Source organism: Janthinobacterium algoris (assembly GCF_051380935.1).
Lineage (GTDB): Bacteria > Pseudomonadota > Gammaproteobacteria > Burkholderiales > Burkholderiaceae_D > Janthinobacterium.
The window spans coordinates 88,849-113,087 of record NZ_JBNYXZ010000018.1 but is presented as its reverse complement, the minus strand read 5'-3'; the positions used below and the strand labels follow the sequence as shown (position 1 = coordinate 113,087).

Sequence of the window (24,239 nt, the reverse complement as noted above, 5' to 3'; positions counted from 1 at the left end):
AGTCGTGTATTCCCCTTACTGTCTTGCTGGCTGGCGCATGGCTATCTGCGCCGCCTGGAATTGATTCAACTAATTTTCGGAGAAGCCGATGAAGAAGCAAATGATGCTGGTCACCCTGGTGCTTGCCCTGTCAGCCCACGCTGGCGCAGCCCAGACGGACAAGAGCGCCGCTCCTCCGCTACCCATGAAGCCACTGGTCCAGCAAACGCAGGCCGCCTTGTGGGCATCGCGCGTATTGACGCGCGTCCATTACAAGGCCATGCCGCTCGACGATGCCATGTCGGAGAAAATCTTCGACCGTTACTTCAAGTCCCTGGACGCGGAAAAACTGTTTTTCGTGCAGGCCGACATTGACCGTTTCGCGCCGTTGCGCACCAGGCTCGATGACGCCATCATCAATGAAGACTTGACGGCGCCTTTCGCCATCTACAACCTGTACCAGCAGCGTTTCGACGAGCGCATGGCGTATGCGCGTGAATTGTTGAAAACCAAATTCGACTTTGCCGCCGACGAGAGCTACCAGCTCGACCGCGAAAAGGCTGCCTGGCCGAAGAACGACGAGGAAGTGCGCGACCTGTGGCGCAAGCGCGTCAAGAACGACTGGCTGCGCCTGAAACTGGCGGGCAAGGAAGACAAGGCCATTCGCGAGACGCTGGACAAGCGCTATGAAAGCTACACGACCCGTTCGCGCAAACTCAATAGCGAAGACGTGTTCCAGATCTTCATGAACGCTTACGCCATGTCGATCGAACCGCACACCAATTACCTGGGCCCGCGCGCCTCGGATAACTTCGATATCGCCATGCGGCTGTCGCTCGAAGGCATCGGTGCCGTGTTGCAGACGCGCGATGAATACACGGTGGTGCGCGAAGTCGTGCCGGGCAGCCCGGCCGGCTTGTCGGGCAAGCTGAAAGTGGGCGACCGCATCGTCGGCGTGGGGCAGGGCGAAAGCGGCCCCATCACTGAAGTGCTGGGCATGCGCATCGACGACGTGGTGCAGCTGATCCGCGGCGCCAAGGATTCCGTGGTGCGCCTCGACATCCTGCCGGCCGACGCCGGCCCGGATGCCAAGCATGTGGTCTTGCCGCTGGTGCGCAAGAAAATCAGCATGGAAGAGCAGGCGGCAAAGAAATCGATCATCGAAGTGCGCGACAACGGCGTCAAGCGCCGCATCGGCGTGATTTCCCTGCCGACGTTTTACCAGGACTTCGAAGCGCGCCGCCGTGGCGACAAGGATTTCAAGAGCGCCACGCGCGACGTCACCCGTTTGCTGGGCGAGCTGAAGAAGGATAAGGTCGACAACGTCCTGATCGACCTGCGCAACAACGGCGGCGGTTCGTTGAACGAAGCGGTCGAACTGACGGGCCTGTTCATCGACAAGGGCCCTGTCGTAATGCAGCGCAATGCCGAAGGCAAGGTCGACGTGGAAAGCGATACCAGTGCGGGCCTGGCCTGGGATGGCCCGATGGGCGTGCTGATCAACCGCGGCTCGGCATCGGCTTCCGAAATTTTCGCCGCCGCCGTGCAAGACTATGGTCGGGGCGTCATCATCGGCGAAGGCAGCTTCGGCAAGGGCACGGTGCAGACCCTGTTCAACCTCGACCGTTTCGGCGGCAGCGAGAAAGCCCGTTTCGGCGAGCTGAAAATGACCATTGCCCAGTTCTTCCGCATCAATGGCGGCACCACGCAGTTGCGCGGCGTGACCCCCGACATCAAGTTGCCAGCCATGTCGGACGCGGAAAATTTCGGCGAATCGAGCTATGACAATGCCCTGCCATGGGTGGCCATCAAGCCGGCGCAATACCTGCCGACGGGCGACTTGAAGGACATCGTGCCTCTGCTGGACAAGAAACATGAAGCGCGCGTGGCCAAGGATAAGGATTTCCAGTACTTGCTCGATGATATCGCTCTCGTCGTCAAGCAGCGCAAGGAGAACCAGATTTCGCTCAATGAAACCGTGCGCCGCAAGGAGCGCGACGCCCAGGAGGCGCGCGCCAAGGCGCGTGAAAAACGCCTGATCGCGCAGATTTCGAATCCTGCCGACGACCTGCTGGTCATTCCGGATCCGAAAGATGTGCTGAAGGGCGCGAAAGCGGCCAACAAGACGGCCAAGCAGATCGCCGCCGTGAAGGGCGCCTTGCGCACCGACGATGGCTTGCAGGGCGACGAGCGGGCTCTGAGCGCTGAACTGGACGCCGAAACGGCCGCCAAGAGCGCCAAGGACGTGCTGCTGAACGAAGCGGCGCGCATCCTGGCCGACGAAGTGGCGCTGATCAAGGCCGATACCCGCATGGCATCCAAGGTCTTGCCGTATGGCGCGGACACCAAGGCGACGCCGGTGACGGCAGCGAAGTAACGCTTTTCACGCAGTAAAAAGCCGGTTCCTGACGGAACCGGTTTTTTTTCGTCCCGACCAGTTATCTGTTTGACGTATTTCTATCATTCCAACAATCAATTGGATACATATGCCGCGATGCAGCATAATTCACTCGTCTCCTCTATTCTCCTCCAAGAAAATAGATTCAGCCCGCTCTCGTAGCGGGCTTTTTTTTGCCTCAGATTTTGTGCATGGGCAGTTGCACGTCGGGGTGAGCAGCCAGCAGTGCCGTGATCCAGCTGGCAAATGCCTGCAACTTGGGCGTGGCCAGCCGACCTTGCGGCGTCAGCAGCGATATGGGCATGGGCGTCGGCGGGTGATCGGCCAGCACGGCCAGCAGTGCGCCGTTGTCGAGGTGCTCGCGCACCTGGTACATGGCCGATTGCGCCAGGCCCAGCCCCTGTCGCGCACAATCGACGCTGGCGTCGGCATCGTTGACGGCGATGGAGCCGGCCATTTGCACGCGCACGACCTCTCGCATCACTGCATTATTTTGCAGGAAATCCCATTGGAAGGCGCGTCCCGTGCGGCCCGAGTAATGCATGATGCCCTGGTGCGTGGCCAGGTCGGGCTTGTCGGCCAAGGCTGCCGGGCTGAGCGTCACCCTGATGCAAGTGGGTTACACCCTGGGCCTGCTGTTTGTCGTGCCCTTGGGCGACTTGCTGGAAAACCGCCGCCTGATCGTCACGGCCTTGCTGGTGACGGCCACGGCCTTGGTCGTGGCGGCCCTGAGCTCGGGCGCTGTGGTGTTCTTGGCCGCCGCGCGGGCCATTGGCCTCGGTTCCGTGGCGGCGCAAGTGATCGTGCCGTTTGCCACTCATTTGTCGTAAGAAGCGACGCGGGGGCAAACCGTCGGCAAGGTGGTCAGTGGCTTGTTGCTGAGCATCATGCTGGCCCGCCCCGTGGTGTTTGGCGGCGCCGCCGTGCTGATGGTATTACTGGCGCTGGCGCTGGTGCTGCGCCGCGCCTTGCCCGTGCGCCAGCCTGTGTCGAACATGCGCTATCCGGCCTTGATTGCCTCGCTGTGGCACTTGCTGCTGGGCACGCCCGTGCTGCGCCGCCGCGCCACCTATCACGCTGGCCTGTTTGGCGCCTTCAGCCTGTTTTGGACCGTCACGCCGCTGGTGCTGGCCAGCCCCGCGTTCGGCCTGTCGCAAACGGGCATTGCCATCTTTGCCCTGGTGGGCATGGCGGGCGCCATCGCTTCGCCGGCCGCCTGGACGATGCAGGCCACACTTTGCCGGCCACGGCCGCCGCGCTGGCGCTGGGCATCGTCGCGTTTGCCTTGCCGATGTTTGCGCCGGAATCGAAACACCTGGCGCTGGGCTTGCTGGTGCTGGCTTCCATCGTGCTCGACATGGGCGTGGCGGCGAATCTCGTGCTGAGCCAGCGCGCCATCTTCAGCCTGGGCGCGGAAGTGCGGGGTCGCCTGAACGGCCTGTATTTCGCCCTGTTCTTCGCCCTGTTCTTTGCCGGCGGTGCGGCCGGCTCGGCCATCGGCGCCTGGGTGTATGCCAGCCATGGCTGGCCAGCAACCTTGCTGACCGGCATGGTATTTCCGGGTCTGGCCCTGCTGCTGTGGCTGGGTGAATTTTTACCGCTGGCCATGCGCCGCACGGCTTGAAACCCTGATGGCGACGCATTATCACGGATAGGTATTTCTATCATCATGAATATAAAGTAGCCCGATATGCCGCGATGCCGCAAAATGCATTTGTCTCCTCTATCTCCTCCAAGGAAATAGATTCAGCCCGCTTTCATAGCGGGCTTTTTTTTGTGTGTTTACTTGTGCGGCATGCGATCAGCATCGCAAAAGCCATAGCCCTGGGAATTGCCGCACCAGCCCGCTTCCTTGCGGGGTTCCGATAGCGGGTTGCAATGAGCGGTGCGAAAATTTGTCGGAAGATAAGTTTTTAGTACGGCATCAGAGATATTTCGAGGGGAAATTTTTCCTCCTTGTGGGGGCGGCGGAAAAGTCGCTGCAATCGCGCGATCCGCAACATTGTTAATAAAGAGAACGGTTTCACCGTCCTGCACCTGGCACATATGATTGGTAGTGAAGTCATAGCGTTCAGCGGCCTTGATCATGAAAAGTGGGCCCTTATTTGAGATGCCCTGGATCATGGCCATGGCCGCCGAATAACTTCCGATAAAGCCAGCAATGGAGATTGCAAAGAGGAAATAAGTGGTTTTTTTATTGGTCTTGAAATCGAAAATAAACAAGAACAACAGGAAAATGATCTCGAATATGATTGCCAGCACAGCATAGGCAAAGGCGCTGAACGAGAAGGCAAATATCAGGGTGGCGAGGCCAAAAGAAAAGGGTAGGTAGGACGGCGGAAATGGAAAATTGGCCGCAAAAAAATCGACTGCGCTCAGGCGCGAAAAAATCACGCAAGCAGACACCGCCAGGGAAACCCCTACTTTTGCCAGCAGGCTTGCAAAAACGGAATTCAGCGAAAATAGTACCCATGCAATGCCTGACACGCCAACGACGAGAATGCCTGTCAGCACCACCTGTTCGAGGATGTAATTTACATAATCATCTGTTTCTTGGATATGTAGGTGCGAGACCAAGAGGATCAGGCCGCCTATCGTGGCAATGGAAAAAATAACAAGTGAAATAATGGTTTTGGGATCGTTATATCTTTCGATCAGCGCAGGGATGATTTTTTCGGTGTCGGGAGATATATTGACGATAAATCCTCTGATGCTCTCCTTGTTTTCACGCAGCGCCATATAGCTAAAAATTATTCCCGCTGGCGGAATGGTGATGGATGTCAGGATGCACAGCAGTATGAATAAGATTATTTTTATTATCTTCATCATTGTAATTTGGCACTATCGTCGACGGATGTTTAAATGGAAACTTACGTGCGGAATATAGCACGCATTATTCGGCATGGACTGGGCTGAATGGCATGGCGTGAGAAATTGCGTGGGTCCGAAAACCCTCTGGCGAGCGATGCAGAGTGGGCGATGGATATGGAGCAAGCAATGCCAACAGCCCAGAACCCTTAGTTGCGGCAACCTGCTCTTACCGCAAGCTTGCTGTCAATGGCGGTTGTGGGGCAAGGCTTAAATCACCACCAGATCGAGCGCGCGCATGAAGTTGGCCGCCTGCGCATGCGTGATGACGGCGCCTTTCAGCAGGGCCGCTTCGCTCAGCTTGAAGCCCTCGATGTCGGCGCCGCGCAAGTCCGCGCCCTGGAACTTCGCCAGTTTGATGGTGGCATGGCGCAGGCTGCCCCCTTCGAAGACGGCGTCGCGGAAGTCGCAGCCGGCCAGGTAGGCGTCGGAAAAATCCAGCTGTTTCAATATGGCTTTGCGGAAAGAAAATCCGCGCAAGTCGGCGCCCACCAGCAGGCTGTCTTCGAACGTGAGGCCCAGGTGGGCCACTTCTTCGAAAGAGGCGCCCGTCAGCTTGCAGCCGCGGAACGTGACCGAGGCCAGCTTGGCGCGCCGCCATTTCGTGTTGTTCAGGTCGCAGCCTTCAAATGTGGCGTCGACGGCGTCGACGGATTCGAAATCGGCGCTGCCGGCCCGGCAGCGGCGCCAGGTACTGCGTGCCAGCTTGCTGGCGAACAAGCTGGTTTCGGCAAAGGTGCAGCGCTCGAAGGTGCAACCCTGCAAATCGAGGCGCGAGAGGTCTTCGCCGTCGAAGGTGCAATCGATGAAGTGGCGCACTGCCAGGGCCAACTGCTGCCCGATGCCGGCGCGGTCCAGGGTTATGCTGCTTACTGCGGTGTCGTGTGTTGCCATCCGTCTCATTCCTAAAGTGAAAAGCAGGGGAGGGGTGGCGCGGCGGAAAAATGCACGAACCAGAACACCTCCCCGGCTGGTGTAACAGCCAAAGGTCAGCGCCGTGGGTCCGCGTGGGCGGGAGCATGCTGGACGGTGCCACGCACTTACCGGGTTACCAACCGGTGCGCTCATTTTCGATCAGCCTGCATTGTAACGGCTCTACAGCACCCTTGCCAGTGGTGGATAAACGCGGTTAGTATCGTTGCAGGCGCACGCATTGTGCCTACGTCGCTCGGACGGATCCGGGCGCTTACGTAAAGAGATACCATGACCGACAGCCAAGCTCCGCGCAGCTTTTCGCGCATCAATCGTCTTCCCCCCTACGTTTTCAATATCACTGCCGAGCTCAAGATGGCCGCGCGCCGCCGTGGCGAGGACATCATCGACATGTCGATGGGCAATCCCGATGGCGCCACGCCGGCACACATCGTGGACAAGCTGGTCGAGACGGTGAAACGCCCCGACACGCACGGCTATTCCGCGTCAAAAGGTATTCCGCGTTTGCGCCGCGCAATTGCCCACTGGTACAAAAAGCGTTACGAGGTCGATATCGACCCGGACAGCGAAGCCATCGTTACCATCGGCTCGAAAGAGGGCCTGGCGCATTTGATGCTGGCGACACTCGACCGTGGCGACACGGTGCTGGTGCCCAATCCCAGCTACCCCATCCACATCTGGGGCGCCGTGATCGCGGGCGCCGACATCCGTTCCGTGCGCATGGGGCCGGGCGTGGATTTCTTTGCCGAACTGGAACGGGCCATCCGCGAAAGCTACCCGAAACCGAAGATGATGGTGCTGGGCTTTCCGTCGAACCCCACGGCGCAGTGCGTGGAACTGGAATTTTTCGAGCGCGTCGTGGCGCTGGCAAAGCAGCACAATATCTTGGTGGTGCATGATCTGGCGTATGCCGACATCACCTTCGATGGCTGGAAGGCGCCGTCCATCATGCAAGTGCCGGGCGCGCGCGACGTGGCCGTCGAGTTTTTCACCATGTCGAAAAGTTACAATATGGCAGGCTGGCGCATCGGCTTCATGGTGGGCAATGCGGAACTGGTGTCTGCCCTGGCGCGCATCAAGAGCTACCATGACTATGGCAGTTTTACGCCCGTGCAAGTGGCGGCCATCGCGGCGCTGGAAGGCGACCAAAGCTGCGTGACGGAGATTTGTGCGCAGTACCAGCGGCGCCGCGACGTGCTGGTGAAAGGCTTGCATGAAGCGGGCTGGATGGTGGAAAAACCGAAGGCATCGATGTACATCTGGGCGCATATCCCGGAAACGTATCGCCACCTGGGTTCGCTGGAGTTTGCCAAGCTGCTGCTGCAAAAAGCCAAGGTAAGCGTCTCGCCCGGCATCGGTTTCGGCGAATACGGCGATGAATACGTGCGCTTCGCCCTGATCGAAAACGAGGCCAGGGTGCGGCAGGCATTGCGCGGCATCAAGAATATGTTGCGTTCTGGCGACGGGAAAGCGGAGGTGGTAGCGTAAAAAGTTGCCACATGGAATGATCTATTGCCCGTAATATCACTGCTGCGTATTTCTGACATCACGAATATAAAGTGGTTTTATATGCTGCAACGCGGCATCATGCACTTGTCTCCTCTATCTTCCTCCAAGAAAATAGATTCAGCCCGCTCCCGCAGCGGGCTTTTTTTTGCCTGTCGTTTTGGGCCTGTGTTCCGGCCGGCACGCTTGGCGAACGAGGCGGGCGACTTCGCGCAGCGCGGCCAGGTGGATACGTTGGAGCATGAGTTCATATGAATATTAATAATGGATTTATGAGTTTTTACCATTATTTTTCATGGGTGGAAGCCTCTATGATGTCTCCATACTTCACTAGGAGGCACTACCACCATGACCGTCACCACACACAATTTGGGCTACCCGCGCATCGGCGCCAAACGTGAACTGAAATTCGCCCTGGAAGATTACTGGAAGGGCCACAGCAGTCTGGAAACGCTGGAAGGCCAGGGCGCCGAATTGCGCCAGCGCCACTGGCAAGAGCAGAACGCGCTGGACCTGGCGCCCGTCGGTGACTTTTCCTTTTATGACCAGGTGCTGGACCTGAGCTTTACGTTGGGCAATTTGCCACAGCGCGTGCGCGGCCTGAGTGGCGCGGCACTCGATAACTATTTCCGCGTGGCCCGTGGCCGCTCGGCCAGCGACAGCGATTGCAGCTGCGTCCACGCCGGTGAAATGACGAAATGGTTCGACACGAATTATCATTACATCGTGCCGGAATTCGCTGCCGACACGCAATTCAAGCTCGACAGCAGCCGCTTGTTGCAGCAACTGGCGCAAGCGCGCCAGTTGACAGTGAAAGCCAAGCCTGTGCTGATCGGCCCTGTCACCTACTTGTGGCTGGGCAAGGCCAAGGATGATGCCGACAAGCTGGCGCTGCTGCAAGGCTTGCTGCCTGTCTACGTGCAATTGCTGCAGGAATTGGCCGCCCAGGGCGTCGAGTGGGTGCAGATCGATGAACCGATACTCGTCACGGAACTCGACAGCGTCTGGCAGCAGGCGCTGCTCACGGCCTATGACGCCTTGAGCAAAGTCAATAGTGTCAAACTGCTGCTGGCCACGTATTTCGGCAAGCTGCAAGATAATTTGGAACTGGCGTGCAAGCTGCCGGTCCAAGGCTTGCACCTGGACGCCGGCTATGCCCGCGATGAAGTCGAGCAAGTCATCGCCCAATTGCCCGCCACCAGCGTGCTGTCCCTGGGCGTGGTGAATGGCCGCAATATCTGGAAGACGGACTTGAACGAAGTGCTGGACTGGCTGGAACCCGTGTACCGCAGCCTGCAGGCACGCCTGTGGATCGCCCCGTCGTGCTCGCTGCTGCACGTACCCGTCGACCTGAACAGCGAGCAAAAGCTGGACGCCGATATCCGGTCCTGGCTGGCCTTTGCCCGTCAAAAACTCGATGAAGTGCACACCATTGCTGGCGCCCTGAACCATGGCCGCGCCTCCGTGCAGGCGGCGCTCGATGCCAACCATGTTGCCGTTGAAGCGCGCCGCCAGTCGAGCCGCGTGCACAATCCGGACGTGAAAGCGGCCGTGGCGCGCATCGATGCCAGCCTGGGTCAGCGCGCCAGCGGCTATGCCGAGCGTGCCGCCAAGCAAGCTGCACTGCTGCGACTGCCACTGTATCCGACGACGACCATCGGCTCCTTCCCGCAGACGGCGCAAATCCGCCAGGCGCGCAGCCAGTTCCGCAGCGGCCAGCTGGACGAAGCCAGCTACAAAAAACTGATGCGGGAGGAAATCGAATATTGTGTCAAGGAACAGGAAACTCTGGGCCTGGACGTGTTCGTGCACGGCGAAGCGGAACGCAATGACATGGTGGAATACTTCGGCGAACAGCTGGACGGCTACACCTTCAGCCAGTTCGGCTGGGTGCAATCGTACGGTTCGCGCTGCGTGAAGCCGCCCATCCTGTTCGGCGACATCAGCCGCCCCCGTGCCATGACGGTCGAGTGGAGCACCTACGCCCAGTCGCTGACGGAAAAACCGATGAAAGGCATGCTGACGGGGCCCGTCACCATCCTGAACTGGTCCTTCGTGCGCGATGACCAGCCCCGCTCAGTGTCGTGCTACCAGCTGGCGCTGGCCATCCGCGCCGAAGTGCTGGACCTGGAACAGGCCGGTATCCGCGTGATCCAGATCGACGAGGCGGCGCTGCGTGAAGGCTTGCCACTGCGCAAGTCGCAATGGGCCGAATACCTGCGCTGGGCCGTGGAATCGTTCCGCATCACGGCCAATGGCGTGGCTGACGAAACGCAAATCCACACGCACATGTGCTATTCGGAATTCAACGACATCATCGCGCAGATCGCCGACATGGATGCCGACGTCATCACGATCGAAACCTCGCGTTCCGACATGGAATTGCTGGACGCCTTCGATGACTTCAAGTATCCGAACGAAATCGGCCCTGGCGTCTACGACATCCACTCGCCCAACATTCCAAGCCAGGAACAGATGGTGAAACTGATGCGCAAGGCGGCCGAACGCATTCCCGCACAGCGCCTGTGGGTCAACCCCGATTGCGGCCTGAAGACGCGCGGCTGGAAAGAAGTCATCCCCGCGCTGGCCAACATGGTGGCCACAGCGAAAACCTTGCGCGGCGACAACGTGGCCTGAGGCTGGCAGGGGCAGGGGAGGCCGGTATGGCTGAGATGTGGTTGAGATATAGCCGGATCGTATTTCTATCATCACAACATGCAATTGGATAATGATGCTGCGATGCGGCATCATTCAGCTGTCTCCTCTATCTCCTCCAAGGAAATAGATTCAGCCCGCTCCCGTAGCGGGCTTTTTTTTTGGCCGTTACCATCGGCTTATCGCTTAACATACCTTCACGTAGTCCTACCCTCAAGAAGGAAACCAGCTGATGATTCCACTTTTTCGCGCCGCCGGCATGCTCGCGCTGATCGCGCTCGGTGCCTGCTCGGAGGAACGGCATCCGTTTGACCGCCATTTGGCCCAATTGCGACCGGTCACGGTCGCAGCGCTGCCTGATATGGGGTGGCCGGTCGGCACGATGCTGTGCCCGATGGGTCTTTATCAGAGCGAGGTGAGTGACTCGGCGCCTCCTGCAGAGCGCGTTAACGCGTTCCTGAAGCAAAAGCAATTCCTAGGCGATGAGGGCCTTTGGTCGCTCATTGTCGTCAAACCGATGCCCGAAGGGGACGCCGGAATCGAGCAACTGTTTTTCAAACGTGCAGACTATGACGTGATCACCGATCCGCAACGCATCGAGCGAGATGCGGAGACAGTGCCAGCGGGGTTTGCACCGCAGGCTTGCGTAACCGTGGAGCAAGCCCGCCTGCTGGTCACGCGCGAACAACGATCCCATCGAAAACTCATCATTTTTGGAACTGCACAGACGTGATATTGATAAAACATATTTCTATCATCACAACATACAATTGGATTGTTATGCTGCAACGCGGCATCATTGCACCTGTCTCCTCTACTTCCTCACAGGAATTAGATTCAGCCCGCTCCCGTAGCGGGCTTTTTTTTGCCCGTTTTTGCCCGCATAAACGTGCGCACGCTTGCTTGTCATCATCGCCATCGTGTTGCTTTTGTGCATGCTAAACTGGGCCTTCTCCAGATCAAGGTTGTTCGATGCTTCAATTATTTCGCCATACGCTGGAGTCCACGCCTATCCTCGCCCTGTTTCTCGTCATCGGCGCCGGTTATGCGCTGGGGCGCATCAGCGTGTTCGGTTTTTCGTTGGGCGTGGGCGGCGTGCTGTTCGCTGGGCTGGCGCTGGGCGCATTCGCCCCCGGAGCCGTACCGCCGCCGATGGTCGGCTCCATCGGTCTGCTGTTGTTTCTGTATGGCATAGGCGTGCAGTATGGCGTGCAGTTTTTCGCCGGCTTGCGCGGCGCGGGCCAGAAGCATAACCTGATCGCCTTCGCCGCCGTCATGGGCGGCCTGGCCGTGTCCGTATGGGGCGGGCAATGGATCGATATTTCCCTGCGCATGGCCAGCGGCGTGTTTGCCGGCGCCATGACCAGTACGGCGGCCCTGCAGGCGGCGCTGGAAGCGTCGCATGGCAATGGCGACGCGGCCGTTGGCTATGCCGTCGCGTATCCGTTCGGCGTCGTCGGCCCCATGCTGGGCCTGTACCTGGCAGGGCGCATACTAAAACCCGTGCTGACGCCGCCGCCCGCGCCCATCGTCGTGTCTGAAATTACCATCGACGAAGCGAAATTGGCGGGCGCGGCCCTGTCCGAACTGGCCGATGGCCCGCTGGCGGGCGTGCAAGTGATCGGTGTGCGCCAGGGCCACCAGAACCGCTTGCCCGATCCGGGCCTGGTCCTCGGCGTGGGTGATGCCTTGATGGTATCGGGCACGGTGGCGGGCGTGGAAGCGGCGCGCACGGCGCTGGGCCACCTGGACCCGGGCCGCTTGATGAAGGACCGCAGTGCGTTCGACGGCACGGAAGTGTTCGTGTCGGACGCGGAAATCGTCGGCGTGCCCCTGGGCGAGCTGAACCTGGCGAAAGACTTCCCCCTGCAGATCGCGTTTATTCGCCGCGGCGACGCCATGATTTTGCCCCATCCGTTCCTGACCTTGGAATTCGGTGACCGCGTGATGGCCATTGCGCCGGCGAAACATGCGGCCGACGTGCGCAAGCTGTTCGGCAATTCCATCACGGCCACGGCCGAGTTCAGCTATGTCTCGCTGGGCATGGGCATGGTGCTGGGCGTGTTGCTGGGCCTGGTGCCGATACCGTTGCCGTGGATAGGTTCGTTCAGCCTGGGCCTGGCGGGGGGGCCGCTGGTGATGGCGTTGATTCTGGGCCGCCTGGGCAGAATCGGCAAGATCAGCTGGCGCTTGCCCCTGTCTGCCAACCTGGTCATGCGCAACTATGGCTTGACGATTTTCCTCGCCTCCGTCGGCATGGCGTCCGGCTTGCCTTTCGTGCAGCAAGTGGGCGCCGATGGTTTGCCCATGCTGGCACTCGGCGCCGTGACGGTGCTGGTGGTGGTGGCCCTCGTGGTGATCCTCGGCAAGGTTTTCCTGCGCCTGCCGTTTCCCGAATTGCTGGGCATTGCGGCCGGCGCCACGGGCAACCCGGCCGTGCTGGTATTCGCCAACCGCCTGGCCAAGTCGGACCGCCCGAACCTGGGCTACGCCATGATTTTTCCCAGCATGACCATCGTCAAGATCGTCGCCGTGCAAGTGCTGCTGCATTTGTATGGCTGATTACGGCAAGGATAGGTTCAAGACAGGCGCCGTGTGAGGTCGTCCAGCAACCATCGCCCTGCAGGCCCCAGCGTGCGGCCACGCTGATGCGCCGCATAAATCGTCAGCCCCTCGCGGGGTGTTGGATCATGCTCGATATGAATGGCAACCAGGCTCCCGGCTGCAATGAAGGGCAGTACGAGATGGTCTGGCATGCGGCACCAACCGAAACCGCCGAGCAGAAAGTCCAGGCGCCGGCCGAGATCGACGAAGCGCCAAAGTTTTCCACTTGCAAGCCCGAAGTTTTCGCCACCGGGATTGACCGGGTCTGACAGCACCAGCTGGACATGCGGTTCCAGATCGGTCTGCGTTGCCGGACGTCCTAACGCAGCAAGTGGATGCCCTGACGCCACCACAGCCTGCATGCCGACACGCAGCAGCGGATAGGCGGCAATGTCGTCTGGAATAGAGGGCAGCAACAAGCAAATCCCGATGGCGGCCCGGTCATTTCTCAGACGTCGCAGCGAACCGCCCAGGCCTTCTGTTGAAAAGCTGACTGGCAGATTGGGAAACGTCCGGCTCAGTGCAGACAGGCTTTCGATCAAGGGCGCCGTCGGCACGAGAGGGTCGATTGCAATGACAAGCTCAGCTTCCAGGCCCGAGCGCGTGCCCATTGCCACTCCCTCGAAGCGGGCAGCGCTTGCCAAGACCAAGCGCGCCTGCTCAACGAGCACCCTGCCAGTCTCGGTCAAGCTCGGGCGGTGGCCACTGCGGTCAAACAGCAGCACACCTTGCACATCCTCCAGCGTCGCTATGGCCTGGCTGATGGCCGATTGCACGCGACCAAGTTGTCGACCGGCGGCAGAAAAGCTTCCCGTATCGGCGATCGTCACCAGAACCCGCAACTGATCGAGCGTCAGACTTCCAATCAAAATAGCTTCTCCATGGCACACTCCATCACAATTATCGATGGATCTAATCATATTTTAATCTCTATCGGGAATAAATTCGCGGCGATATATTGTGTGCACGTAAGCCGCCTGATCGACAAGCTTGCTTCAGGCGTTTCCCGCAATGCACTTTTAAGGATGATGGTATGACTAAGCTATTGGTAATCGAGACCAGCCCGCGTGGCAAACACTCCGTGTCGCGCAACATGACGCGTCGTTTCGTGCAGGACTGGCTTGCCGCGCACCCGGATGGCGAGGTGATCGAACGCGACCTCATGGATGCCGGACTTCAGTTTGTCAATGCTGCCTGGTTGCAAGCCTACTTCACCCCTGCGGAGCAGCATACTCCCGAGATGGCGAACGAGTTGCAGCTCTCGAACGAACTCGTTGCGGAATTGCTCGCCGCCGATCACATTGTCATTGCAACGCCGGTCTACAACTATAATGTTCCGGCAGTGCTCAAGGCATGGATCGACCATGTCGTTCGCAAGGGATTGACGCTGGGCTTCGACGGTCGCGGCCTGGTGACTGGCAAGAAGGCAAGCGTATTGATCGCATCGGGTGGTGTGTATACCGAGGGATCGCCGATCCAGCATCGTGACATCGCCACCCAGTATCTGCGCCTCGTACTCGGCGTGATGGGTATCAGCGACGTGACCTTCGTTGCCGGTGGCGGAGCCAAAGCGGTCGATTTAGGCGAGCAAACCATGGAACGCTTTGTGGACAAGCTCGGCATGGACCTCGAACGCGCTGCAAGAGCTTGACGATCGACGCAGCAGCCAGCCCAGGGTAGCTATTATTGTCAGCAAACGCGCCAGCCAGGTTTTGCTTTTGGCCGAAAGCTGCCGGCGACGGCAGCGGGCCAATTCCGGCCAGTTCCAGCTACCTCCACTTGCCCCGCCGGCCTTTGTAAAAGGCCTGGCGCCGCCCCCATTCTGTTGTACAATCCTTGAGAACGGTCGTGCTTTTTTGTGCGCTGAGCTTCCTTGCGTGCAGTCATCACGGCAACCGATAAGAACAAGGAGACAGACATGGACTTGCATTACACGGCCGAGGAGACGGCGTTCCGCGACACGGTGCGCGCCTTCCTCGACACCCATTTGCCGGCGGACTTGCAGCGCAAGGTGCGCCAGCATCTGCGCCTGAAGCGTGATGATTATGTGCGCTGGCATAAGATAGTTGCGCAGCAAGGCTGGGCCGCACCGGCCTGGCCCGTCGAACATGGCGGCACGGGCTGGACGGCCGTGCAGCGCCACATCTGGGAAGACGAGTGCGCGCGCGCCGCCACGCCGCCGATTTTGCCGTTCGGCATCAACATGGTGGCGCCCGTCATCATGGCTTTTGCCAACGCCGAACAAAAAGCCTATTACTTGCCGCGCATCCTGAACTGCGACGACTGGTGGTGCCAGGGCTATTCGGAGCCGGGCGCCGGTTCCGACCTCGCTTCCCTGAAAACCACGGCTGAGCGTGACGGCGACCATTACATCGTGAATGGCCAGAAAACCTGGACGACCCTGGGCCAGCACGCGGACATGATTTTTTGCCTGGTACGCACGGATAGTACGGTGCGCAAGCAGGAAGGCATCAGTTTCCTGTTGATCGACATGAAAACGCCGGGCATCACCGTCCGCCCCATCATCATGCTCGATGAAGAACATGAAGTGAATGAAGTCTTCTTTGACAACGTGCGCGTGACCGTCAGCAACCTGGTGGGCCAGGAAAACAAGGGCTGGACTTACGCCAAGTATCTGCTGGGCCACGAGCGCACGGGCATCGCCGCCGTGGGACGCTCCAAGCGCGAGCTGACTTTTCTCAAGCAGCTGGCCATGCAACAAGCCAAGCGCGGCGCGCCGCTGCTGCACGATCCCGCCTTTGCCGCCAAAGTGGCCCACCTGGAAATCGAATTGATGGCGCTGGAAATGACGGTCTTGCGCGTCATCAGCGAAGAAGGCAAGGGACCGGGACCACAGGCGTCCATGCTGAAGGTGCGCGGCTCGGAACTGCAGCAGCAACTGACGGAACTGATGGTGGAAGCCATCGGTCCGCAAGCCTTGCCCTTCGACCCTGACTTCCTCGACGGCAGCGCGCCGCACGGCAGTGGCGGCGACGACCTGGCCGCGCCGCTGGCCGCGTATTACTTCAATTACCGCAAGACATCGATTTATGGCGGCTCGAATGAAATCCAGAAAAACATCATCACGCAGATGATTCTGGGCCTGTAAGCCAGAAGGAGACGACATGGACTTTCATTTTAATCAGGAACAGCAGCAATTTGCCGACGCGCTCAGGCGTTGGGTCGCCAAGGATTACCCGTTTGAAACGCGGCAAAAAATCATCCATACATCCACGGGCACGTCCGACGCGGCCTGGGCCACCCTGGCCGAGCTGGGCATGACGGCTTTGCCGCTGCCGACCAGCGCGGGCGGCTTCGACGGCACGGCCGTGGACATGCTGCTGGTGATGCAGGAACTGGGCCGCGGCTTGGTGGTCGAACCCTATTTCGCCACCGTGCTGGGGGCGCGCTTCCTCACCCTGGCGGGCGGCCACGATGCCATGCTGGAACAGGTCGCCAGCGGCAGCCTGAAGCTCGCTTGTGCCCTGGGCGAACGGCAGTCGCGCCACGATATGCACGACATCGCCACCACGGCCACGGCCAGCGGCGATGGTTTCGTGCTCGACGGCGAGAAAACCGTCGTCATCCATGGTGCGCAGGCGGGCGCGCTGATCGTCTCGGCGCGCAGCGGCGGCCGCCAGGATGACACGGATGGCATCTCGCTATTCCTCGTACCCGTTGACACGCCGGGCGTGAGCGTGCGCGACTACCGCACCATCGATGGCCAGCGCGCCGCCACCGTCACCCTCGTGCACGTGGTGCTGGGGCATGACGCCCTGATTAGCCAGGCGGGGGAGGGCTGGCCGGTGCTGGATGCCGCGCTCGACTATGGCGCCGCCTTGCTGTGCGCGGAAGCCGTGGGCGCCATGGATGCGATCTTTTTCGCCACCCTCGAGTACCTGAAGACGCGCCAGCAGTTCGGCGCGCCGATCGGCAAATTCCAGGCCTTGCAGCACCGCATGGCCGACATGTTCATCCACCTGGAGCAGGCGCGTTCGATGGCCATGCTGGCCGCCGCCAAGGTCGATAGCGACGACGTGGCGGAGCGCCGCCGCACGGTCTCGGCCGCGAAGGCGCGGGTGGGACTGGCCGCCACCTTTGTCGGCCAGCAAGCCGTGCAATTGCATGGCGGCATGGGCGTCACCGACGAATTGCCTGCCGCCCACCATTTCAAGCGCTTGAGCATGATCGCCCTGACCCTGGGCGATGTGGAGCACCATATCGAGCGTTTTATCGCCCAACCGGGCTTTTTGCCGACGGAGACCGCATGAGCGCATGGACCGGAATTAAACCCAAGCACTGGTATTTCGAAGATTTTACGCAAGGCCTGGAAATCGACCTGGGTCAGCGCCACGTGACGGAAAAGGAAATCATCGCCTTCGCCACGGATTTCGACCCGCAACCGTTTCACGTCGACCATGCGGCCGCGGAAAAAACCATTTTCAAGGGCCTCATCGCCAGTGGCTGGCATACCTGCGGCATGATGATGCGCCTGGTGGTGGACAATCTGCTCAAGCATTCATCCAGCATGGGCTCGCCCGGCCTGGACAGTATCCGCTGGTTGCAACCCCTGCGCGCGGGCGATACCTTGCAGCTGACGTACCAAGTCAAGGAAGTGCGGCCATCCACGTCGAAGCCGGACCGCGGCATCGTCATTTCCGTGTGGAGCGTGCGCAACCAGCATGGTGACGTGGTGACGACGGTGGAAGGCATGGGCATGTTCGGCCGCCGCCCGGTGGCGCCAGTGGAGCAGAACCATGCGTGATATCGCCGGCATCGCCGGTTTCCAGGCATTGGCGGGGCAGCATGTGGCCGTTTCCGACTGGCTGACCATCACCCAGCAGCGCATCGACACCTTTGCCGACGCCACGGACGACCATCAGTGGATTCATGTGGACGCCGAGCGCTGCGCGCGCGAGTCGCCGTACGGCTGCACCGTGGCGCACGGTTTCCTGACCTTATCCTTGCTGCCTGCCATGCTGGCGGGCGCTTTGCACATGGCCGGTATTCGCATGGCCATCAACTATGGCTTGAACAAGGTACGTTTTCCCGCGCCCGTGCCCGTCGGTAGCCGCTTGCGCGCGCGGCTCGACATTCTTTCCGTCGAGGGCGTGCCGGAAGGGGCGCAAGTGAACTGGGCCGTCAGCATGGAAAGGGAAGGCGATACGAAACCCGTGTGCGTGGCGGAGTTTTTGATGCGCTGTTATGCGTAAATAATCAATCTCACTAATCAATCTCACTCCCCCTCCGACGCGCAATACCTGTCCCGCCCCGTATGCTTGGCGCGGTACAGCAGGGCGTCGGCGGCACGGATCAGGGCGCTGGGGTCCATGCCTTCGGTGGGCATGACGCTGGCCACGCCCAGGCTGACGGTGACCTGCGGGCCGACGCTGGACCTGGCATGCGCGATGTGCAGGGCGCGTACTTCATCGAGGACGCGCTGGGCCACCACTTCGGCCCCTTCGCGCGTTTCCTGCGGTAGCAGGATGATGAATTCCTCGCCGCCGTAGCGCGCCAGCAGGTCGGGCGGGCGCACGGCGCAGCGGCGCAGGGCGGCACTCACCTGTTGCAGGCACAGGTCGCCGGCCTGGTGGCCATATGTGTCGTTGTAATCCTTGAAGTGGTCGATATCGGCCATGATGAGGGCCATCGGCACGCCATCGCGCGCGCAGCGTCGCCATTCGCTGTCCATGGTGTCGTTGAAGCTGCGGCGGTTGGCCACGCCCGTCAGCGAATCCGTCAGCGACAGTTCGCGCATGGCGTCGGCCTGGCGCTTGATGGTCAGCTGGCTGCGCACGCGGGCCCGCACGACGGCCGCGTTGAACGGCTTCGTGATGAAATCGACGGCGCCCGCTTCCAGCGCCCGTGTCTCGTCTTCGGGCTGGTTCAGGGCCGTGACGAAGATGACGGGAATGGCGCTCAGGATGGCCGATTGGCGCAGCGCATTGCACACGGCATAGCCATCCATGCCGGGCATGACGGCGTCGAGCAGGATCAGGTCGGGCAGTTGATTATGTGCAATTTCCAGCGCTTTCTCTCCGCTCAGGGCGAACAGCACCTCATGTTCCTCGCGTAGCAGCTGGTGCAGGATCTGGATGTTTTCCATGGCGTCATCGACGATGAGGATGCGCCCGTTCATGGCAAGGTTGGTCCAGCTCACTTGTTTTCCTCTCGTTTCAGCTGATCGAGCACGAGTTTTTCCGCTTCGGAAAAATGTAATGTCTCGATCGCGTTTGCCATCGCCAGGGCCGCTTCCTGGTCTGACTGTTGGATGGCGGGGTGCAGGGCGTGGAATTGCGCCAGCGCCTTCAGATTATTGTTGCGGATCAGGACGAGCAGCTCGGCCAGGCCGGCGCGCAGGTCGAGCGTTACGCTGCCGGGCGCGGCCTGCGCCGGCTGCCCGCGCCGCAAGGACGAGGACGAGGGCAGGGTGCGTGCCGCCTCGATGACTTCGGCCATCGCCAGTTCCAGCTGTCCCAGCAAGGCTGCGACAGCGTGTGCGCGGGCTTCTTTCAGTGCCTTTTCCGCCTTGCCGGCCAGGCTGGCGACATGCGCGGCGCCCAGGTTGGCCGCCACGCCGCACACGCGGTGCAGCAGTTGCGCTGCGTGCCGCGTCTGACCATCGGCCAGCAGGCGCCGGGTTTCCTCGACGGCGTCGCCTTGCGAATTTTCAAAGCGCTTGAGCAGGGCCAGGAAGGCGCCGTAATCGCCGCCGAAGCGTTGCAGGGCCGCAGCCAGGTCGATGCCGGGCACCGCCGCCGGCACCTCCGGCACGGGCGCGACGGCATGACCGGCCCGGACGGCGCTGTCGCCGTCGCCGTCGCCCAGCGGTGCCGGCACCAGCCGGGTCAGGGTCTGGATCATGTCGTCGACATCGATGGGCTTTGCCACGTGCGCATTCATGCCGCTGGCGATGGCGCGCAGGCGGTCTTCGTCCATGGCATTGGCCGTCATGGCGATGATGGGCAGGTCCGGCAAGCCCAGCGCGCGGATGGCCAGGGTGGCGTCATAGCCATTCATGACGGGCATCTGCAAATCCATCAGCACCACATCCCAGGCCTGCGGGGTTTGTGTCAGCAAGTCGACGGCCAGACGGCCGTTGGTGGCCACGGCCACGCGCGCGCCCGAGTGCAGCAAAATGTACTGCGCCACTTCCTGGTTGATTTCATTGTCTTCCACCAGCAGCACGCGCATGCCTTCCAGCAAGCCCGACAGGGGCGTGGAGACGGGCGGCGCGGAAGGGACGCTGCGGCCTTCGCGCACGGCCGTCACGGCCGCCAGCAGGCGCGCCGGGGTGGCCGGTTTCGAAACGATGCCGGCCAGCATCAGGCTGTCGGCCATGCGTTCGAGGTTTTCGCTGTCCTGGTCGGCCACCAGCATGATCACCGGCGGCAGCGCCAGGTAGTCATCGGCGCGTGCCTCGGTGAGCATGGAAATGCCATCCATGCCGGGCATCGCCGCGTCGAGCAGTACCAGGTCCGCCACCGGCCCGCCACTGGCGTGGGCGCGCAGCAGCGCCAGTCCGGCCGCGCCGCTGTCGGCGCTGCGGCTGTGCCAGCCCTGCGCCGCGCACCAGTCTTCCAGCATGGCGCGCACGCTGGCATTGTCGTCGATGATCAGCAGCGACAGGGCCTTGGAGGCGCTCTTGCCCGGCGGCTCGGGCGGTGGTACCACCTTGTCGAAGCGGCAGCAGAAGCGGAAGTTGGAACCCTCGCCCAGCGCGCTTGTCACGCTGAGTTTGCCCCCCATCAATTCCACCATGCGCCGGCAGATGGCCAGTCCCAGTCCCGTGCCGCCGTATTTGCGGCTGGTGCCGCTGTCGCCCTGGGAAAACGCGTCGAAGATGCGTTCCTGCTCGGCCGCGCCGATGCCGATACCCGTGTCGCGCACGGAAAACTCGAGCGTCGCGCCGGTCGCATCCTCGGCCACCTTGGCGATGGCCAGCACCACTTCGCCATGCGAGGTGAATTTGACGGCGTTACCCACCAGGTTGATGAGGATCTGCTCCACGCGCAGGGCATCGCCGATCAGTTCGTCCGGCACGCCGGGGTCGAGCACGAATATGGGCTCCACGCCGCGCGCCCAGGCGCTGCTGGCCAGTAGCACGCCGACACTGCTCAGCATGCGTTCGAGCTGAAAGCGGCGCTGTTCCAGCACCATCTGTCCCGCCTCGATCTTGGAAAAATCGAGCACGTCATTGACGATATTGAGCAGCGACTGCGTGGCCATCTGGATCTTGCCGACATAGCTGCGCTCGCGCCGTTCCAGCGGTGACTCTTCCAGCAGGCGCGCCAGGCCGATGATGGCATTCATTGGCGTGCGGATTTCATGACTCATGTTGGCGACGAATTCGCTCTTCGCGGTGCTGGCCGCCTCGGCCTTGTCGCGCGAGCGCACCATTTGCTCGTTGAGGTCGTGCAGGCGCAATTCCGTGCGCTTGAGTTCAGACACGTCCGAGGCCAGCACGAAGAAGCCGCGCACGCCGCCGCCGTCGTCGATGTCGGGGATGTAGTTGGTCCACGTGTGGCACACCTGGCCGGCGGGATCGAGCAGGTCGCGCTCGAAGCTTTGCGGCCGGCCCGCCAGCACGCCCTCGACATGAGGCGCATACACGTCGAACAGTTCCTGCCCCAGCAATTCGCGCATGTGGATGCCGGCCAGCTCGGCGCTGCTGCGGCCAAACCATTCGTTATAGAATTTATTGGCAAAGCGGCAACGCAAGTCGGCGTCCCAGTACGACACCATGCCGGGCAGGTTGTCGGTGACAGTGCGGATGAAGCGCTCGCTTTGCTCAAGGCGCCAGGTGGTGGCGTGCAGCACCTCGGTGGCGCGCTTGCGCTCCGTGATATCGATCGATACCCCCAGCACGTGGCTGGCACGCCCCGCATCGTCGCGCAAGACCACCTTGCGCGTGGTGAAGTGGCGCGTGCTGCCGTCGGCGGTGTTGATCGCTTCCTGTTCGATTTCCACCATCTGTCCCGTGGCCAGCAGCTTGCGGTCGGCGCTGACGAAGGCGGCCGCCTGCTGCGGCGGGAAGAAGTCGTGGTCGGTCTTGCCCAGCAATTGCTCGCGCGAGCGCCCCAGGGTCAGTTCCGCATGGCGGTTGATCATTTCAAAGCTCAGCTTGTCGGCGCGCTTGACGAAGACCATGGCCGGGAGGTTTTCGATGATGGTGCCGAACAGATGTTTCGAGCGGCGAAATTCCGCTTCGCTGCGCTTGCGCTCGCTGACGTCCAGCCACAGGCCCGATACGCCCAGCAACTGCTGGTCCGGGCCGAAAATCGGGTGATACGAGACGATCCAGTGGCTCAGCTGTTCGCGCTGCTGCCCGCTGTGGCCTTTCAATTCGATATCGACGATGGGCATGCCCGTCTCGATCACCTGGCGCACGCAGCGCTCCACGTCTGCGCGCACGGCGTCGTCGAACAGCATGGTGCCCACGGGACGGCCAAGATGCTGCGTCACGCTGCCCCCGTTGATGGCGGCCAGATAGTGGTTGAGCATGACGATGCGCAGGTCCAGGCCCACGAACAGCATGCCGATGGGTGCCGTCGCATACACGGTTTCCAGCAGGCGCGTGGATTTTTCCAGGGCCAGCGTGCGTTCGGCTACCAGGCTTTCGAGCTGCGTGCGGTGGCGCCGCAAGTCGCGTTCCAGCATCCCCAGGGCGCTGGCCATGTCGGCCGATTCGCGGTCCGCGTGCTTGTTCGAAAGCAAGGGTTTGCCCTGCGCCAGCGCGTGGATCTGCAAGGTCAGTTCCTGCAAGGTGCGGGCCAGGCGGCCGCCCACGCGCCAGGCCAGGGCAAAGCCGGCACCCAGCAGCAGGGCCAGGACGACCGAGCCCGTGACTACCGAGCCCAGCAGGGCTTCGGCCACCGTGCTGGTGCGCATCGTGACGGCCACTGTCCAGCTGTCGTCGGGGGCGCGGCGAAAGCCCGTATACACCTCCAGGCCTTCCAGAGTGGCATGGCGCAGCACGCCTTCGCGCGCCTGGCGTATCTGTTCCAGCAGGGGCGCCGCGCTGCGCTGGCCCACATAGCGCTGTGGCGCCAGGGTGCGCGCCACGTTGATGCCGTCGGCATTGATGATGACCGCGCCCAGGTAGGCCGGCAGGTGCAGCTCGCGCAGCAGCACGGGCAGGTAGTCGGGCGGGTACAGCGCCGTCAGCACATACGCGGGACCTTTGTCACGCGGCAAGGGTTGGTTCAGGGCCAGCCGTGGCACGTCGTCCGGCGCCATCAGCAGGCTGGTCAGCCGCGGCTTGCCGTACTCTCTCGCGCGCTGCATGCTGGCGGCCCATTTTTGCGGCAAGGGGGGCGGCGCCAGGTTGGCGCGCAGGGCCGTATTGATCAACTGGCGTCCCTTGGCGTCAGAGACGATGAAGGCACTGACGGCCAGGCCCGGCTGCAACAGGCTGTCGGCCAGGATGCGCAGGGCGCCGATGTCGTCGGCTTGCAGGGCAGGCGAGGCAGCGAGGATGCGCGCGGCCATCTGGGCGCCGCTCAGGTCGCGTTCGACGGTGGCGGCGACTGCCCGTGCCGCCTGCGCCGTTTCGCTGACGACATGGTCGCGTTCGCGCGTGTAGCTTTGCACCACGAGCAGGAGAAACACCAGCGCCGTCGGAATGACCCAGGCGAACACCAGCCATGAAATTCGTGAGCGTATCGAAGGCAAATCTTGCACCCGGAAAGCTCCCAGAATGGATGAGTCGACAGGCAGGCTCACGCTGGCGCTGGCTGACCTTGAATGAAAAGATGCTAGACGAAATTGATTGCTCTGACAAGCCTAGTTTCTGGAGTGGGAAAAAGCTTGTGCAAGGAATACAAATGCAGTGTCGTGCTGCGCTGCGCTGATGGCAGGCGGGCGAGGTGCGCATCCCGCCATGGCGGCGGGATGGCAAAGGAAGCTTACGGGACGACGGTCAGCACATCGACATCGATTTCCGGGCTTTCCATGAAGTCTTTTTCCACTTCGCCACGGATTTCCACCTGGGTCCTGGCATCGATCTTGCGGTTCAGGAAGACCTTGTCATCGATGTCCACGCGGATTTCCGCCGTGCCGTCGGAGAAGGTATATTTCTCCTTGCCCACTTTGCGCAGCAGGTGGCCGCGCAGCACGACGGCCTGGTCGTCGACGGGATTTTTCAGGATCGCAGCCACGCTGCTGGGCGCGATCGGGCCAGCCGTCGGCCCCACGTATTGGGCTTGCGCGCTGCCGCCCAGCAAGGCGCTGGCGGCGGCCAGGGAGACGATGAGTGTGCGGTGCAGTGACATGGTATTCCTTTGATAGTGACTGG

At 61.3% G+C, this 24,239-nt stretch carries 17 protein-coding genes and 1 pseudogene; 11 read left to right on the top strand and 7 right to left on the bottom strand.

Annotation, left to right across the window (positions count from 1 at the left end):
- Positions 1 to 88 precede the first annotated feature (88 nt).
- On the top strand, positions 89 to 2,356 hold the full coding sequence (locus tag ACQ4W7_RS23280; RefSeq protein WP_436533596.1) for a carboxy terminal-processing peptidase: 2,268 nt from the start codon (positions 89 to 91) through the stop codon (positions 2,354 to 2,356).
- 199 nt (positions 2,357 to 2,555) lie between these two features.
- On the opposite strand, the gene ACQ4W7_RS23275 is transcribed toward ACQ4W7_RS23280, so the two are convergent.
- The gene (locus tag ACQ4W7_RS23275; RefSeq protein WP_436533627.1) at positions 2,556 to 2,921 is read right to left on the bottom strand and encodes a LysR substrate-binding domain-containing protein; all 366 of its coding nucleotides are present in this window, start codon (positions 2,919 to 2,921) and stop codon (positions 2,556 to 2,558) included.
- A 16-nt stretch (positions 2,922 to 2,937) separates the two neighbouring features.
- Here ACQ4W7_RS23275 and ACQ4W7_RS23270 point away from each other — a divergent pair.
- Positions 2,938 to 4,001 (top strand): annotated as a pseudogene (locus ACQ4W7_RS23270) (MFS transporter); the annotation flags it as partial.
- A 158-nt stretch (positions 4,002 to 4,159) separates the two neighbouring features.
- Here the strand turns inward: ACQ4W7_RS23270 and ACQ4W7_RS23265 are convergent.
- The gene (locus ACQ4W7_RS23265) at positions 4,160 to 5,206 is read right to left on the bottom strand and encodes a hypothetical protein (protein ID WP_436533594.1); all 1,047 of its coding nucleotides are present in this window, start codon (positions 5,204 to 5,206) and stop codon (positions 4,160 to 4,162) included.
- 249 nt (positions 5,207 to 5,455) lie between these two features.
- Positions 5,456 to 6,139: a pentapeptide repeat-containing protein gene (locus tag ACQ4W7_RS23260; protein ID WP_436533592.1), complete on the bottom strand. Its 684-nt coding sequence runs from the start codon at positions 6,137 to 6,139 to the stop codon at positions 5,456 to 5,458.
- A 309-nt stretch (positions 6,140 to 6,448) separates the two neighbouring features.
- Between ACQ4W7_RS23260 and alaC the strand changes: the two genes are divergently transcribed.
- From alaC to ACQ4W7_RS23240, 4 genes are all read left to right on the top strand, one after another.
- Positions 6,449 to 7,666 (top strand): alanine transaminase, encoded by a 1,218-nt coding sequence (gene alaC, locus ACQ4W7_RS23255; protein ID WP_436533590.1) that lies wholly within the window; start codon positions 6,449 to 6,451, stop codon positions 7,664 to 7,666.
- 366 nt (positions 7,667 to 8,032) lie between these two features.
- On the top strand, positions 8,033 to 10,321 hold the full coding sequence (metE, locus tag ACQ4W7_RS23250; RefSeq protein ID WP_436533588.1) for a 5-methyltetrahydropteroyltriglutamate--homocysteine S-methyltransferase: 2,289 nt from the start codon (positions 8,033 to 8,035) through the stop codon (positions 10,319 to 10,321).
- Between the two features lie 250 nt (positions 10,322 to 10,571).
- Positions 10,572 to 11,072 (top strand): hypothetical protein, encoded by a 501-nt coding sequence (locus ACQ4W7_RS23245; protein ID WP_436533586.1) that lies wholly within the window; start codon positions 10,572 to 10,574, stop codon positions 11,070 to 11,072.
- Positions 11,073 to 11,311: 239 nt separating this feature from the next.
- On the top strand, positions 11,312 to 12,901 hold the full coding sequence (locus tag ACQ4W7_RS23240) for an aspartate:alanine exchanger family transporter (RefSeq protein ID WP_436533584.1): 1,590 nt from the start codon (positions 11,312 to 11,314) through the stop codon (positions 12,899 to 12,901).
- A 17-nt stretch (positions 12,902 to 12,918) separates the two neighbouring features.
- Here ACQ4W7_RS23240 and ACQ4W7_RS23235 read toward each other — a convergent pair whose 3' ends face one another.
- A complete protein-coding gene (locus ACQ4W7_RS23235; protein WP_436533582.1) occupies positions 12,919 to 13,863 on the bottom strand; it encodes a LysR family transcriptional regulator in 945 nt (314 codons plus the stop codon).
- A 113-nt stretch (positions 13,864 to 13,976) separates the two neighbouring features.
- On the opposite strand from ACQ4W7_RS23235, the gene ACQ4W7_RS23230 reads away from it, so the two are divergent.
- From ACQ4W7_RS23230 to ACQ4W7_RS23210, 5 genes are all read left to right on the top strand, one after another.
- The gene (locus ACQ4W7_RS23230; protein WP_436533580.1) at positions 13,977 to 14,594 is read left to right on the top strand and encodes an FMN-dependent NADH-azoreductase; all 618 of its coding nucleotides are present in this window, start codon (positions 13,977 to 13,979) and stop codon (positions 14,592 to 14,594) included.
- A gap of 267 nt (positions 14,595 to 14,861) precedes the next feature.
- Positions 14,862 to 16,052 (top strand): acyl-CoA dehydrogenase family protein, encoded by a 1,191-nt coding sequence (locus tag ACQ4W7_RS23225; RefSeq protein WP_436533578.1) that lies wholly within the window; start codon positions 14,862 to 14,864, stop codon positions 16,050 to 16,052.
- Positions 16,053 to 16,068: 16 nt separating this feature from the next.
- Positions 16,069 to 17,214 (top strand): acyl-CoA dehydrogenase family protein, encoded by a 1,146-nt coding sequence (locus ACQ4W7_RS23220; protein WP_436533576.1) that lies wholly within the window; start codon positions 16,069 to 16,071, stop codon positions 17,212 to 17,214.
- Complete coding sequence (locus tag ACQ4W7_RS23215; RefSeq protein ID WP_436533574.1) at positions 17,211 to 17,708, top strand: MaoC family dehydratase; 498 nt, start codon at positions 17,211 to 17,213, stop codon at positions 17,706 to 17,708. The genes ACQ4W7_RS23220 and ACQ4W7_RS23215 overlap by 4 nt, the downstream gene beginning before the upstream one ends.
- Positions 17,701 to 18,156, top strand: a complete 456-nt coding sequence (locus tag ACQ4W7_RS23210; protein ID WP_436533572.1) for a MaoC family dehydratase — start codon at positions 17,701 to 17,703, stop codon at positions 18,154 to 18,156. Before ACQ4W7_RS23215 ends, ACQ4W7_RS23210 begins: the two co-directional genes overlap by 8 nt.
- Positions 18,157 to 18,179: 23 nt before the next feature.
- Here the strand turns inward: ACQ4W7_RS23210 and ACQ4W7_RS23205 are convergent, their stop codons facing one another.
- From ACQ4W7_RS23205 to ACQ4W7_RS23195, 3 genes are all read right to left on the bottom strand, one after another.
- The gene (locus tag ACQ4W7_RS23205; RefSeq protein ID WP_436533570.1) at positions 18,180 to 19,103 is read right to left on the bottom strand and encodes a diguanylate cyclase domain-containing protein; all 924 of its coding nucleotides are present in this window, start codon (positions 19,101 to 19,103) and stop codon (positions 18,180 to 18,182) included.
- Positions 19,100 to 23,584 (bottom strand): PAS domain-containing protein, encoded by a 4,485-nt coding sequence (locus tag ACQ4W7_RS23200; protein WP_436533568.1) that lies wholly within the window; start codon positions 23,582 to 23,584, stop codon positions 19,100 to 19,102. Before ACQ4W7_RS23200 ends, ACQ4W7_RS23205 begins: the two co-directional genes overlap by 4 nt.
- Before the next feature lie 266 nt (positions 23,585 to 23,850).
- On the bottom strand, positions 23,851 to 24,216 hold the full coding sequence (locus ACQ4W7_RS23195; protein WP_426073803.1) for a YgiW/YdeI family stress tolerance OB fold protein: 366 nt from the start codon (positions 24,214 to 24,216) through the stop codon (positions 23,851 to 23,853).
- Positions 24,217 to 24,239: the final 23 nt, after the last annotated feature.

Coding starts and splice junctions, on each gene's coding strand:
- ACQ4W7_RS23280 (WP_436533596.1), top strand. CDS start 89: ATGAAGAAGCAAATGATGCTGGTCACCCTGGTGCTTGCCCTGTCAGCC.
- ACQ4W7_RS23275 (WP_436533627.1), bottom strand. CDS start 2,921: ATGCATTACTCGGGCCGCACGGGACGCGCCTTCCAATGGGATTTCCTG.
- ACQ4W7_RS23265 (WP_436533594.1), bottom strand. CDS start 5,206: ATGATGAAGATAATAAAAATAATCTTATTCATACTGCTGTGCATCCTG.
- ACQ4W7_RS23260 (WP_436533592.1), bottom strand. CDS start 6,139: ATGGCAACACACGACACCGCAGTAAGCAGCATAACCCTGGACCGCGCC.
- alaC (WP_436533590.1), top strand. CDS start 6,449: ATGACCGACAGCCAAGCTCCGCGCAGCTTTTCGCGCATCAATCGTCTT.
- metE (WP_436533588.1), top strand. CDS start 8,033: ATGACCGTCACCACACACAATTTGGGCTACCCGCGCATCGGCGCCAAA.
- ACQ4W7_RS23245 (WP_436533586.1), top strand. CDS start 10,572: ATGATTCCACTTTTTCGCGCCGCCGGCATGCTCGCGCTGATCGCGCTC.
- ACQ4W7_RS23240 (WP_436533584.1), top strand. CDS start 11,312: ATGCTTCAATTATTTCGCCATACGCTGGAGTCCACGCCTATCCTCGCC.
- ACQ4W7_RS23235 (WP_436533582.1), bottom strand. CDS start 13,863: ATGATTAGATCCATCGATAATTGTGATGGAGTGTGCCATGGAGAAGCT.
- ACQ4W7_RS23230 (WP_436533580.1), top strand. CDS start 13,977: ATGACTAAGCTATTGGTAATCGAGACCAGCCCGCGTGGCAAACACTCC.
- ACQ4W7_RS23225 (WP_436533578.1), top strand. CDS start 14,862: ATGGACTTGCATTACACGGCCGAGGAGACGGCGTTCCGCGACACGGTG.
- ACQ4W7_RS23220 (WP_436533576.1), top strand. CDS start 16,069: ATGGACTTTCATTTTAATCAGGAACAGCAGCAATTTGCCGACGCGCTC.
- ACQ4W7_RS23215 (WP_436533574.1), top strand. CDS start 17,211: ATGAGCGCATGGACCGGAATTAAACCCAAGCACTGGTATTTCGAAGAT.
- ACQ4W7_RS23210 (WP_436533572.1), top strand. CDS start 17,701: ATGCGTGATATCGCCGGCATCGCCGGTTTCCAGGCATTGGCGGGGCAG.
- ACQ4W7_RS23195 (WP_426073803.1), bottom strand. CDS start 24,216: ATGTCACTGCACCGCACACTCATCGTCTCCCTGGCCGCCGCCAGCGCC.